Here is a 13297-nt window from a genome sequence, read left to right on the forward strand (position 1 = left end):
GAGGAGAGGAGAGGAGAGGAGAGGAGAGGAGAGGAGAGGAGAGAAGAGCCAAGAGAAGAGCGGATAGATGAGCCAAGAGAAAAGCCAAGAGAAAAGCAAAGAGAAGTGCGAAGGGTAGTTGTACAGAGCAGTTAGAAGAGTAGTGCGGAGTGCAGGACGAAAATAGTGCGGTAGCTGTGAGCTAGCGAGTATTATATTTTGTAAATGTGGAGGCTGATTGCTGGTGTCAGTTGAAGGTCAGAAAGAAATGTTTGGGTATGTAGGTTCTTATACGAACGAAGATCATAAGACGGGGATTACGTTATTTAGGCTTGATCGGCAAAGTGGAGCAATCACATTGTTGGATGCGTATAGCGATTTGCCTAACGCTTCGTTCCTTGCACTGAATTCGGATCGGACTGTTCTATACGCAGTCAGTGAGACTAATACTTATCTAGGAGGTTTCGGGGGCTCAGCCGCGGCATATGCTGTTGAAGCTGGGACTTGGAAGCTGACGAAATTGAACCAGCAGCCTACTGGCGGCACTGCTCCTTGTTATATTAGCGTGGATCAGACAAACAGCGCTGTGTTTGTGGCCAATTATTCAAGTGGAAGCGTGACTTCTTATAAAATTGAAGCGGGTGGAGGGCTGAGCGAGCCTACACAGCTGGTCAAGCACGAAGGTCCTTTAGGGCCGCGGACGGATCGTCAGGAGCGTCCGCATGCGCATTCGATTGTGCTGGCGCCAGACAATCGGTATGCGGTTTCCGCCGATCTGGGCCTTGATCGGCTGATCGTGAGCCGCATTGACGCGGAGGCTGGCCTCCTTCACGCGCATGGTGAAACGGCGGTGAAGCCGGGCGCTGGCCCGCGGCATTTGGTATACAGCGCGGATAGTCGCTTCGTATACGCGATCAATGAGCTGGACAGCACGGTGACTGTGCTGTCTTATGATGCTGGCGCGGGAACGTTGACCGCGCTGCAAAGCATTTCGACGCTGCCGGAGGGCTTCAGCGGCGAAAGCACATGCGCGGACATCCATCTCTCCCGAGATGGCCGGCATGTGTACGCCTCGAACCGCGGACACGATAGTATCGCGGTTTATGCCGTTGACGGACAGAGCGGCACGCTGTCCGTCGTGGGTTGGCAGGCGACGCTGGGGCGGACGCCGCGGAACTTTGCCCTGACGCCGCAGGGGGACTTCCTGCTTGCGGCGAATCAGGGCTCGGACAGCATCACGGTTTTCCGCGTTGACGCGGAGTCGGGGATGCTGCAGGAAACCGGGCAAACGGCGGCGGTATCGCGGCCGGTTTGCCTGAGGTTTCTCTAGGCTGTGGCTTCTAGCTGCTGGCTCTAGGCTGTTGGCTCTAGGCTGTTCGCTCTAGGCTGTTGGCTCTAGGCTGTGGCTTCTAGCTTGTTGGCTCTTGTTGTTCGCCCTAGCTCTAGGCTCTAACGGACCTCAATGACGCTATTTCCAATAAAATAGCCWMAYTTTTTAACTAACGGACACGAGAAGCGTTATTGTACCTTTAAGCAGCAGAAATCCCTGCTGCGAAGGTGAATAACGGCTGCTGGGTCCGTTAGATTTTTAGAAGAACTCGAAATCGAGGAATAGAGGCATCTGAGTCCGTTAGCGAGTGTGTAGCCTGCTTCTCAGCCCCGCCACAGGGATGCTCTGCAGGAAACTGGGCAAACTGGCTGCGATATCGCGGCCGGTTTGCCTGAAGTTTCTCTAGGCTGTGGCTTCTAGCTGCTGGCTCTAGCAAGTTGGCTCTAGTTGCTGGCTCTAAGCTTGTTGGCTCTTGTTGTTCGCTCTAGCTCTAGGCTCTAACGGACCTCAATGACGCTATTTCCAATAAAATAGCCTCACTTTTTAACTAACGGACACGAGAAGCGTTATTGCACCTTTAAGCAGCGGAAAGCCCTGCTGCGAAGGTGAATAACGGCTGCTGTGTCCGTTAGATTTTTAAAAGGACTCGAATTCCTGAAATAGAGGCCTCCGAGTCCGTTAGCGAGTCCGTTAGCGAGTGCGTAGCCTGCGCCTCAGCCCCGCCACAGGGATGATATCACAGCCTGTTTGCCGAAGATTCGCTAGCACATCATGTAAAAAGTGCAGCAAAATAGCGTATTATCGCGATTCTAGGAGATAATCATGTATTTTGTGCATCAAATTTATGCGATTTCCCCAGTGAGTAGAGGATTTCGCTAAATTTGATGTACTTTTTGCATGATTGGTCCGAATTTTGCGGAATGTGTCTAAGTTTGATGTACTTTTTACATGTTCTTCGCACGCTTGCTCCGCCACGGCACATTGGCCCACACTGCTTCCATCCCCCGTCAGGCCTCCTCCCTACCTAACACAGTAAAAAGCATTGACTTCTCAAGAAGTGTTGTTAAAATAGATCATTGTATGTACATGCTGAACGCGTGTACACAATAATGTCAAGAACAGGAAACCGATATGGAAACCGCAAAGAAAATGACGTTATTCGGGCTTGTTTGGCCGATAATGATTGAATTATTTCTGCAATTTATGATCGGCACGGCGGATACGCTGATGGTCAGCCGGATTTCGGACGATGCGGTAGCTGTCGTTGGGATCAGCAATCAATTTTTCCAAGCGGTCATAATGCTATTCGTTCTTATATCCAGCGGAGCGGGCATTGTCATCTCACAAAAGCTTGGAGCAGGCAAAGAGGAAGAAGCTCGAAAAGTGGCTTCAATGGCTTTTACACTAACGCAGGGCTTGGGCGTCATTGTTTCATTGCTGCTTTATTTCGGTGTGGATTTGTTCGTTTATTTCCTACATGTCCCAGATTCTCTTCATGAGATGACACGGCAGTATATTCAAATTGTGGGCAGTGGAACGATCGTTATGGCAGCTGTATTAACTTTAAGCACAATTATCCGCAGTACAGGTAATACAAAAGGCACGATGCTTGTTGCTATCGGTATGAACATCATCCATATTATCGGCAATTATGTGTTTATTTTTGGCGCGTTGGGATTACCAAAATGGGGGTTATTCGGGGTTTCCCTTTCCACGGTGGGAAGTCGCGTCATAGCGCTGGTTGTGCTTTTTTATATTTTCCGCAAAACCTTCACTACACTTATCACTTGGAGTGACCTGCGCGTATTCCATAAGGGACTACTGAAAGAGGTAGCGAAAGTTGGCTTACCAATGGCCGTTAGCTCGGCTTCCTGGACCTTGTCCCAGGTCGTTCTTTTTTCGATGGTCGCGACCATGGGCGCAGAGCAGCTTACGGCTAGAACCTATCTAAATACGATGGAGTCCTTCTCATTCCTGGCAGGCTGGTCTTTTGCGATGGCGGTCCAGATTCAGGTTGCGCATTTATTCGGCGCCGGACAGATGGAGAAAGCTTATCGCAGCCTCTATAAAGCGTTATTCTGGGGCGAAATAGTCGTGGTTGCCAATACGCTCATCTTATTTTTATTAGGCAAACATATCGTAGGCGCTTTTACTGAAAATAACCAAATTGTCTCGATTGTTGTAGGTGTCATGGCAATGAATTTGATTCTGCAGCCGCTCAAAATGTGGAATATGCCGCTCAACAATGCGCTTAACGCCGTGGGGGATACCAAATTTGTGATGTATGTGAGCATCGGCATCATGTGGATCTTTGCGGTCGGAGGTACGTATGTATTTGGTCTAAAATTCGGATGGCTGCTCCACGGCGTCTATATCGCAATGATTTGTGATGAGGCGATCCGCGGATTCCTCGTTCAGCGCCGTTGGCGGGCTCGTAAAAAGCTGCCGAAAGCAACTAGTTCTACAAACGCAATGACTGCTCATTTCTGAGCAGCAAGAAGACAAGGCCCCCTAAAAAGGGCCTATTTTATCCGAAAAATTGGTTGCACATGCAACTAATCGGGCGTATGATGAATTGGTGGCAAGTGCAACGATTCGGTTAGTCCCATCATTTTTGCAGGAAGGAAGGAGATAGGATCATGATTGATGCCCGAAACACCATTCCCAGGTGGATCTCTCTGTTATACCGGTATGGACAAATGTATATTGGTGAGCATCTGAAAGCGTACGATATTGGCAAGGGGCAGCATATTTTTCTCAACGCGCTCTATAAGGAAGATGGGCTCACGCAAGAAGAGCTGGCGGACTATTTGAAGATTGATAAAGGTACGACAGCCAAAGCACTGAAAAAGCTAGAGGAGCAAGGCTACATAACGCGCACGGTCAGCGAAAAGGATAAGAGATGCAACGAAGTTCATCTGACTGAAAAGGCTCTTTTTATCAAGGAAGATGTGCGGAAAGTATTAACGGATTGGCGGGAGCGTTTGACCCACGGTCTGTCGGAAGAAGAGAAGCAATTGGCACTAACCATTTTGGAGAAAATGGGCAATAATGCAGCTAGATTTGCAGAGGAGGCGTAGTTCAGAATGAATATGAGGGCAGCAGGTTCGGTTTTTATCGATCGACATTTCCATGCTTTAACTCATCGTAATTATCGATATCTTTGGACAGGACAGTGTGTATCACTTATCGGGACATGGATGCAAAATATTGGGCAATCCTGGCTCGTTCTTACACTTACAGGTTCACCGCTCAAGCTTGGTTTGGTCACCGCTTGTCAATTTTTACCGATTCTTTTATTTTCGCTATTTGCGGGTATTATCGTAGATAAATTTCCAAAGAAGAACATCCTTTTAGTCACGCAGACGGTTTCCATGATTCTTGCTTTTACGCTGGCAACGCTTGTTCTGACGGACTCGGTGAGATACGAATATATTATTGTGCTCGCTCTTTTGCTCGGGCTTAATAATACGCTCGATATGCCGACCAGGCAGGCTTTTAACATTGAAATTGTTGGAAAAGAAGATCTGATGAATGCCATTGCGCTCAATTCCACGACGTTTAATATGGCAAGGATTGTAGGACCTTCCATTGGCGCAGTCATGATGGCTTGGCTTGGAGCAGGTTGGTGCTTTTTGCTTAACGGAGTCAGTTTCATAGCTGTGTTGTATGGCATAATGCAAATTCAAGCAGCACCTTATGTTCGTAAGAAAACCTCTCGGGAGGGCGTTTTCAAGGAGATTAAGGACGGTATCGTTTACATCGCAAGAGATCCAGTGTTAGCTCAGACGGTCTTGCTCGTGACGGTGATTGGGACTTTAGCTTTTAATTTTAACATCCTCATACCAGTTTTCACTAGAAATGTCTTGCAATTAGGAGAGACCACATACGGTACCCTGATGTCATGCCTTGGAATTGGCTCTTTTGCAGGGGCGCTAACGATGTCATTTCGCAGTAAGAGAGGCCCACGGGTTAAAATTAGCATAATCGCCAGCCTAGTGGTTGCCAGTTGCCTGATTCTAAATGGGCTTAGTACGTCTGTATGGTTATGTGGGGGAATACTGGCTTTAACGGGATTTTTTAATATTATGTTCGCCACGAATAGCAATTCCAATCTTCAAATGAATGCCAAAGAGGAGTATCGCGCGCGGGTTATGAGTGTCTATGCGCTGGTATTTGCCGGTTCTACACCGTTTGGCAGCTTATTTGCTGGTTATGTCGCAGATCGTTTTGGAGCGAATGGGGCTTTTGTCGTATGCGGGTTACTAACGGGTATTTTATGTTTAATTATTATCTGGAGATTTCGGAAAACAGGCGAGAAAAAATCGCTTGAGGCTATTTAACTAGTTTATCCAAATTTTGGATTGTCAATTAGAAGCGTTTCCATTACAATATGATTTATATTCATGTCGTTATTGGGGAGGTAATCTTGTGCTAGGGTTTTTGAAAAGATGGATGAATTCACCTGAACATATGCCAAAGCAAGATCCTGCAAACGCTATGGATTATAAAACGATGGAGATTGACGTGGTTATTAAGTGCTTCGTGTCAGATAAGGACAGGCCTTTTCGTGTCATCTTCAAAGTAGAGAAACAAGGCTCGTTCTTTTCCAAGGACATTTTCGTGCAAAATGTGGATGCTAAGACACCTTACGAGCTGGTTCATAACTTTTCCACACTGGGTATGAATTATGAAGAGCTGAAAAAGTACGGAAGCACAGATTATGCGGAGTACAGCTTTGCTACTTTGGAAGAAGCCAAAAAGGTCAAAGATACGACTGTGGAATACATACGTTTTCTGATCCGTGAACATCAACAAGAGACACTCGCCCAAATCTCATAGCAGGACCACATAAAGGAGTCAGCGATTAAATCGCTGGCTCTTTTTTTGAGCGTTGGCCGAATAACTGGCATTTCTACCGTTAAAARTTGCGCTGAAAGAGGCTACGGTGGAACAACTGGCATTTCTGGAGTTAATTCAGTAGCTGCAACTCATTTTATGCCAATCTTGAGGGAATAGCAGGATTATTTCCATCTAATCGAATGAAATCAGATGAAATGAACAAATTAACGGTAGTATTTCCCATTACTATTTGAGTGATGAGTGGTGGGGGAGTGTGATGGGGGAGTGTGATGATTATTGAGTGAGGAGTAATGAGTGGTGAGTGGTGATGGGTGAGGGTGAGTGGTGACGGGTGATGAGTGAGGAGTGAAGGGTGAGTGGTGAGGGTGAGTGGTGATGAGTAATGAGTAACGAGTAATGAGTGGTAAGTGAAGGGAAAAGGGTGATATGCAATGAGTGTTGGGCGAAGTGTGATGAGTATGCGTGATAAATAACCGACGGTCGGTAAGCAAGCTCGATTGTCTACACTGCATTTTGTACATTATAAAGGCGGGATCTGACTGCCAATCGAGTCTTTCGTTGCACAAAATACAACCATTTGCTCCAGAAAGGTGCAATGTAAGCAGCTTAGTGCTTAAAGCGTTGTACAAAGTACAACGTAGAGGTGATCTGAATCACAATTGCAGCTAAATGGTTGCACAAAGTACAACATAGAACGCCGCTGCAATTGCAATGCACTTGGACTCAACAAATCCGCTGGCGGCAATGCCCAGCTATCTCACCCACTAATAAAAAAGCTTAGTCAGACCCCCAACCCGGGTCTAACTAAGCTTTCTTGCTGTTAGAAGCGCCGATTATTTCTTCGCTGCTTCTGTTTTGTGCTGCTGCACAATCTCTTTCAGACGGTATTGGCGAAGTTTGGTAACCGGGGCGTATTTGGAATCAGCACCTTTGACCTCAAAAAATACTTTGCCATCTTGGATCTGAACAATTTTATGTGTGTTCACATAGCAATCTGTATTCACCTTGAAAAAAGCGCTGCCCGTAGTAATCTCTATAATCTGCTCATACCGTATTTTTCTGGATTTTTAAAGTGTTTTTACTGTAAAAAAACGGACCTCCATCTGAAAAAAAGGAGGTCCGTGATCGTGTATTCCCTAGGAAATATTTAACAACATTAATGCTTATTTGATTCGTTCAAGCACGTTGCGTGCCACCCATACACCAGCCGCGCCGGCCTGGGCTAATCCTCTTGTTATTCCTGCACCGTCACCGCCGCAGAACAGGCCTTTGATCTCAGTTTCAAAGCTTTCGCTGAGCTTCGGACGAGCGGAATAAAATTTCGCTTCCACACCGTAGAAGAGGGTATGTTCAGCCGCAATCCCTGGAGTTACTTTTTCAAGAGCGTGAATCATTTCAATTAGGCTTTTCATTGTATTGTAAGGCAGTACGAGACCAAGATCACCAGGAACAGCTTCCGCCAAAGTCGGCTCAAGGAAGCCCTCACGTATGCGATCTGCCGTAGATCGGCGTCCCCGCATGATGTCTCCGAATTTCTGAACGATGACGCCGCCACTGGACAAATCGTTCGCATGCTTGCAAATTTCCCGCGCATATTCGTTCGGCTTATCGAATGGCTCGGTGAATTTGTGGGAAACGAGCAGGGCAAAGTTCGTATTGCTGGATCCGAGGGCCGGATCCTTGTAAGAGTGCCCGTTAGCGGCCATTACACCGCTATGATTCTCGACAACAACGTGGCCGGAAGGATTGCTGCAGAAGGTGCGAACCCGCGTGCCCACAGAGGTATTGTAGATGAATTTTCCTTCATACAGGTGCTCGTTAATCTCACGCATCACCACATCGGATGTTTCTACACGCACGCCAACATCTACTTGGTTGTTGTACATTTTCAAGGGGCGCTTCTTGAGGACTTGCGTTAACCATGCGGAACCGTCCCGTCCGGGAGCTAGCATCACATGATCACTATGAATCTCCGTGCCATCTTTTAAGCGGATGCCTTGAATGATATGTTTGTCTTCCCGTTTGATCGTCATGATGTCGTCGACTTCAGCTTTGAACTGCATATCGATACGTGTTTTTAAATATTCGTAGATGGATTTCAGAATCATTAGGTTCTGCTCGGTGCCTAGGTGTCTGACCTGCGCGCGAAGCAGCTTAAGTCCTGCCGCGTAGGAGCGCTGCTCAATATCTTTCACAGCTTCAGTCGTTGGGTCCGTGATATTCTCCGTAGCTCCATGCTCTAGATTAATGCGATCCACATATCGAATCAAATCAATTACTTGGCTAGGAGGCAATAAATCCGTCATCCAACCGCCGAATTCTGTGGTGATGTTGAACTTGCCGTCGCTATAAGCGCCAGCACCTCCGAAACCAGCTGTAATGGAACATGCGGGTAGACACCCGGAGAAATCCTTTTTACCGGCAGGAGGAGGACACAGTTTGATTTTGCTTTCCAGAATCGGACAACTGCGATGGTAAATATCATGGCCTTTGTCGACGAGCAATACTTTAGCGGCAGGGTGAAGCAATGTCATTTCATAACAGGCGAAAATACCGGCAGGCCCAGCACCAACTACGATCAAATCATAAGCGTTCATTGCGATCTCCTCTGGAACATTCATTTTTGGACGCAAAAAAACCTAGCCACACGGGTATGCAAAAGCAAGAACCCGTCGTAGCTAGGAAGTTATGGCTTCCTCTAGAGACCCTTAAGCCAATTCTCAAGGATATACGAACGATTATGACGTATGCGGCAGTTTCTTATCGCCATGATCATCATAATACGAACAATTATTGTTGTCAATCGATTAATGTTCGCCAAATAAACTAAACCTCGATGGAAATCGTAAAGGTTGTCTCGCTTTCCGTTGAGCTTACCCGAACGGTACCGCCATACTTGTCGACCAGTTGCTTGACAATACTTAACCCTAAACCAGCGTGTTGGTCATCTGGATTCTTGGTGGAGAAACCAGGCTCAAAAATTCGTTCGAGCCTATCATTCGGAATCTGCGTACCATTATTGATCACATGGAAAATCAGGGAACGCCCATCCGCGTAACCGACTAGACGAACCTGCTTGTCCCCGTCTTTATTAGAAAAGGAAACAGCATCGAACGCATTATCTATAAGGTTAGAAATGATTCGAACCAAGTCCGTCGCCTTCACGGCTCCAAGAGGAATATCCTTCAGATTGGCAACCTCATGCTGAAAGGTGATTTTACGCTCAACAGCCTGAATAACTTTGGACTGAACTATGGCAGATAGTGCTGGTACATTGATTTGGATAATATCGTTCAAAGCAGTCGTTTCACCTATTAGCTCAGCGGTATAGCGGCTCAGCTCTTCGAACTCTTTGAGATGGACGAGTGAATGAATGGTCGCAACATGGTTATTAAAATCGTGGCGTTGCTCCTTCATGGAGCGAAACAGTGACCCGATATGATCAACGTATACTTCTTGAACGCTCTCCGCGGTTGCCTCGCGATTGCGGTTGATGAAACGAAAGCTCAGAATAACAAGAATGAATGCGATAATTGCGGTTGTACCGATAAGCAGCAGCAGATTTCTTTGCTGTTTCCCAATGGAGTTCTGCACTTTCTCATAATCTGCGGTAAGTCCAATCACGACAGGGATATCCAGTTGAAGCGGAATGAACATCTTGAGGTAGGTTTTACCGTCAATGTTGGTGATCAGTCGCTGGGTTTGCTTGGATTTTAAAACTGTTTGCACCATGTTTTGATCACGCGCATCCTTCATGGTGTAGGAGCCAAACAAAATTTCCCGGTCTGTGAACCAGGTATAGCCTTCTTTCTTGTATTGCTCCTGCTGCCCAAGGAAAATTGGCGGGTTAAAAACGGCTATTTCTTTGGCGCCATGGTCCGTGTAGCCATGAATCATTTCATTGATAACAGCATCCACTCCCGTTTCCCGTCGATAATCGCGGAAGAAGGTATCGTGAACATAAGGATCGAGGATGTAGTTCGTTCGGCCATCGTAATAATAGCCCCATTTGTCCACATATTGTGGATCTGACATGGAGGTGTTCATGGGTCCTGACCAATAATTGGGTAGGGCTTGGCCGGTTTTGACATTCGTTTCTTTCGTATCGAGCAGTTGATTAAAAGCCTTGAACCAGTCTCGGCTCCAGTTCTTGGTGCTCATATTGATTTCCTTCGGCTCCGTGGATTTATAGCCAATGATATCATCGCCACTGCGCTTCATGAGTGTAATATGATCGACCATGAGCTCCTTACTGAGGCTGACGAGTTCCTCATTGGTTACTTTTTCGATGTCGGGATCAAGTTTGTATTGTAAAGCTAAAGATTGGTTTCAAGCTCCGATGATAGCATTCGCTTCGAGTATGTGTAGAATACACTGTCGGTTAGTAGTACAATGATTAACGAAATCATGAGGATAAAAAGCGAGGAACGCAGTTGGATTTTTGGCTTAGGTATGTGCGGTGAATTCATGTTGTCCTCCTAAATGTCAATTATCTATAGCTATCATATTACAAATTTCTTGGCAATGGCCATCGATTTATGGAATTTTGAAAGGAAGGCATGCATGATGAAATTAACATTTTTGGGCTGTGGTGACGGCTTTAGTGTTGAGCAGGGCCATAACAGCGCTTTACTCACGTTTGGAGGTACCAATCTGTGCATCGACTTTCCGGAGTCAAATCATACTAGCTTGCATCGGATGGGAATGAAGCTCAATGAGGTTGAGCATATTTTCGTCACACATTTGCATGAGGATCATATTAATGGCTTGTCAAAGCTGGCGCTATTTCATCGGGTGTATCCCGGCAGAATCAAGCCGAAGCTTTATGTGCCTGCAGGGCTGCTAGTTGATCTATGGCAAGTTTTGCGACATGGGTTGGAGCTGACCACGAGAGGAAAGCGGGTTCTTGAGGATTATTTTGACGTGGAATGCGTGGAAAATGCCTTTGAGATCGCGGGTGAGCGATTCGAGCTTATTCGGACGCAGCATGTGCCGGACATGTTAAGTTATGGCCTGCTGTGTAAGCCGTTTTTCTATTATAGCGGGGATACGAAATTAGATGAAAAGTATCTAGAAGTGGTTACCGGCGAGGTGCAAACGATCTTTCATGAATGCCATATGCAAGCGGATCAACTGCCGTCGCATACGTCACTTGAGGAGCTTCTAACGCTCCCTGTGTCCATTCAGGAGAAAATGCTGCTCATGCATTATGTGGATGATTATGTGCTCGCGGATGCGCGTGACCAGTTTCATGCTGAGCAAAAACTTCGTTTGGCTGAGCCATTACGAGTGTACGAGTGGTAGGAGGATAGGATGGCAGTGGAGGAAGTATTCGCTTCTGGAAGCTAACTGTTGCTGAATCTAGCATATTCCAGGCATATGCCACTGCTTTAGCTGGAGTATCTACCGCTATTTCCATCCCTGCCCCCGAGCAGTGAAGATTAACGGTAGAATTTCCAGATATTTCATGCTGCGGCGCCTTAATAAATCGTCTAGGCAGTAGTTCCCCCACGTGAAAAAAGTCAGCCCAACAAAGAGTTCTCGATAATCGTCGTAGAAAGCTGCCTCAATACCATCGAAACACCTCCGTGGGCAACGCCCAGCTCGCCTAAATCGGAACAATAAATTTCCAAGTTCAGCAGAAACCGCTCAGGAATCATTTCGCGCAGTGTATTCCAGATCGAATTAATCAGGGTAGGGCCAAGCAACGCAAGAAGCCCTCCAAGGCAGATCACCCTTGGGTTGTACGCATTGATCACGTTTGCTAGGCCGATACCTTGATAATGACCAAGCTCGTGCACGCTACTAGTGAATCTAGAATCACCACGCTCAATACCTGCCACAATGTCTGCAATCGACATTTCCTGAGGCGTTGTATCCAACAACTCGTAAAGCGCCTTGATGGAAGCATACATCTCCCAACAGCCCCTGCTGCCGCAGGTGCATTTTTTGCCGTTCATATGGATGGTGGAATGCCCTAATCGCCCCGCAGTCCCCGTTGTACCGGTGAACAATTCTCCTTTGCTGTAGACGCCAACGGACAAGCCCCAAGAACTTGTTACGTAAACTAAATGATCCGCCGCTTTGGCCCCGCCAAAATGGACTTCCCCCATTGCGCCTGCATAAGAAGCAGGATTGACATGGATGGTAAGCCCAGGAACTCGTTTGGCAAGCTCGCTTCGCAGAGGGAAATCGTTCCATTCCTGCAGGTTGGCGCTATAATCTACGACGTCAGTCCGGATATTGTAGTAGCCCGGGATGACAATTCCGACTCCTACAATGCCTAATTGGCGATGCGCATGATCCGTTTCTAACTTTTTCAAAATTCCCGAAATCGCTTCTACGAAAAAGAAGGGATCTTTGCTTTGAAGCGGAATAATCATGCTGTCCAGCTTTTTGCCGAGCAGATCCGTAACGAGAACGGTGAACTGGTTGATTTCAACATCAATCCCAACACAGATGCCAGCTTTCTCATTCAGATCGACTAGCGTAGGGGGGCGTCCTCTGGAAGTTCCCGTTGTGCCGAGTTCTACGACGAAACCTTTCTGTACAAAGAGATCTACGCAGCTAGAGACGGTCATCTTGTTGAGGCCAGTGAGAGAGGCGATTTTGGCACGAGATAATGGCCGATATTTCAAAATCGTTGAGATGGCATGTTCCATATTTATTTTTTTAACAAGATCATAATTGCCGATAGGTCCGTTGGCATGCATAGGGATCACAACCTTACTTCAAGCATGGTAGTTATTTAGTATGAATGATATACAAAATAATGAACAGTGTCAAAATAATATTCCTGTATTCAAAAATTACCGTGCTTTTATTTAGTATAACGTATATACTAAATACCAAGAGATTGAAAGCGCTTTATATATAATTATGGGGGTGTGCGGGTTAAAATAGGGGGAAATATTAATTTTTACGAGGACTTGAAACTCATTGTTGACTTATTAACGAATAGACATTAAATTAATATCAACTAAGCCTAGTTATTTACTTGGTATTACGTTTATACTAAATAAGTTGAAAAGGGAGTGTTCTGATCATGAAAAGAATGAGACTCACGAGTTATCTGCTGATAGGCCTGCTTCTGCTGTCCGCATGCTCCACTCAGACTAAAAGCAC

At 46.4% G+C, this 13297-nt stretch carries 10 protein-coding genes and 1 riboswitch; of the genes, 6 read left to right on the forward strand and 4 right to left on the reverse strand.

Annotated elements, in window-relative coordinates:
• Positions 1-223 precede the first annotated feature (223 nt).
• The 5 genes from AC1DUA_RS15700 (at position 224) to AC1DUA_RS15720 (ending at position 6151) form a co-directional block, all read left to right on the forward strand.
• A complete protein-coding gene (locus AC1DUA_RS15700; protein WP_477500663.1) occupies positions 224-1309 on the forward strand; it encodes a lactonase family protein in 1086 nt (361 codons plus the stop codon).
• 1131 nt (positions 1310-2440) lie between these two features.
• Positions 2441-3799 carry an MATE family efflux transporter gene (locus AC1DUA_RS15705; protein WP_477500664.1) on the forward strand — a complete coding sequence of 453 codons (1359 nt, stop codon included), beginning with the start codon at positions 2441-2443 and terminating at the stop codon, positions 3797-3799.
• 149 nt (positions 3800-3948) lie between these two features.
• A complete protein-coding gene (locus AC1DUA_RS15710) occupies positions 3949-4389 on the forward strand; it encodes a MarR family winged helix-turn-helix transcriptional regulator (RefSeq protein ID WP_477500665.1) in 441 nt (146 codons plus the stop codon).
• Between the two features lie 6 nt (positions 4390-4395).
• Complete coding sequence (locus AC1DUA_RS15715) at positions 4396-5652, forward strand: MFS transporter (RefSeq protein ID WP_477500666.1); 1257 nt, start codon at positions 4396-4398, stop codon at positions 5650-5652.
• 88 nt (positions 5653-5740) lie between these two features.
• Positions 5741-6151: a hypothetical protein gene (locus AC1DUA_RS15720; RefSeq protein WP_477500667.1), complete on the forward strand. Its 411-nt coding sequence runs from the start codon at positions 5741-5743 to the stop codon at positions 6149-6151.
• Positions 6152-7005: 854 nt separating this feature from the next.
• Here the strand turns inward: AC1DUA_RS15720 and AC1DUA_RS15725 are convergent.
• From AC1DUA_RS15725 to AC1DUA_RS15735, 3 genes are all read right to left on the reverse strand, one after another.
• On the reverse strand, positions 7006-7158 hold the full coding sequence (locus AC1DUA_RS15725) for a hypothetical protein (protein WP_477500668.1): 153 nt from the start codon (positions 7156-7158) through the stop codon (positions 7006-7008).
• 177 nt (positions 7159-7335) lie between these two features.
• Complete coding sequence (locus tag AC1DUA_RS15730; RefSeq protein ID WP_477500669.1) at positions 7336-8769, reverse strand: NAD(P)/FAD-dependent oxidoreductase; 1434 nt, start codon at positions 8767-8769, stop codon at positions 7336-7338.
• A gap of 58 nt (positions 8770-8827) precedes the next feature.
• A riboswitch (purine riboswitch) is annotated at positions 8828-8926 on the reverse strand.
• A 72-nt stretch (positions 8927-8998) separates the two neighbouring features.
• On the reverse strand, positions 8999-10414 hold the full coding sequence (locus AC1DUA_RS15735; RefSeq protein WP_477500670.1) for a sensor histidine kinase: 1416 nt from the start codon (positions 10412-10414) through the stop codon (positions 8999-9001).
• A 321-nt stretch (positions 10415-10735) separates the two neighbouring features.
• Between AC1DUA_RS15735 and AC1DUA_RS15740 the strand changes: the two genes are divergently transcribed.
• Positions 10736-11476 carry an MBL fold metallo-hydrolase gene (locus tag AC1DUA_RS15740; protein ID WP_477500671.1) on the forward strand — a complete coding sequence of 247 codons (741 nt, stop codon included), beginning with the start codon at positions 10736-10738 and terminating at the stop codon, positions 11474-11476.
• A gap of 218 nt (positions 11477-11694) precedes the next feature.
• Here AC1DUA_RS15740 and AC1DUA_RS15745 read toward each other — a convergent pair whose 3' ends face one another.
• The gene (locus tag AC1DUA_RS15745) at positions 11695-12885 is read right to left on the reverse strand and encodes an ROK family protein (RefSeq protein WP_477500672.1); all 1191 of its coding nucleotides are present in this window, start codon (positions 12883-12885) and stop codon (positions 11695-11697) included.
• Between the last annotated feature and the right edge of the window lie 412 nt (positions 12886-13297).

The organism is Paenibacillus sp. 01T422, from assembly GCF_056398785.1.

Excerpts from the sequence above, each read along its gene's own strand:
- AC1DUA_RS15705 (WP_477500664.1), top strand. The coding sequence starts at position 2,441 with ATGGAAACCGCAAAGAAAATGACGTTATTCGGGCTTGTTTGGCCGATA.
- AC1DUA_RS15710 (WP_477500665.1), top strand. The coding sequence starts at position 3,949 with ATGATTGATGCCCGAAACACCATTCCCAGGTGGATCTCTCTGTTATAC.
- AC1DUA_RS15715 (WP_477500666.1), top strand. The coding sequence starts at position 4,396 with ATGAATATGAGGGCAGCAGGTTCGGTTTTTATCGATCGACATTTCCAT.
- AC1DUA_RS15730 (WP_477500669.1), bottom strand. The coding sequence starts at position 8,769 with ATGAACGCTTATGATTTGATCGTAGTTGGTGCTGGGCCTGCCGGTATT.
- AC1DUA_RS15735 (WP_477500670.1), bottom strand. The coding sequence starts at position 10,414 with ATGGTCGATCATATTACACTCATGAAGCGCAGTGGCGATGATATCATT.
- AC1DUA_RS15740 (WP_477500671.1), top strand. The coding sequence starts at position 10,736 with ATGATGAAATTAACATTTTTGGGCTGTGGTGACGGCTTTAGTGTTGAG.
- AC1DUA_RS15745 (WP_477500672.1), bottom strand. The coding sequence starts at position 12,885 with ATGCATGCCAACGGACCTATCGGCAATTATGATCTTGTTAAAAAAATA.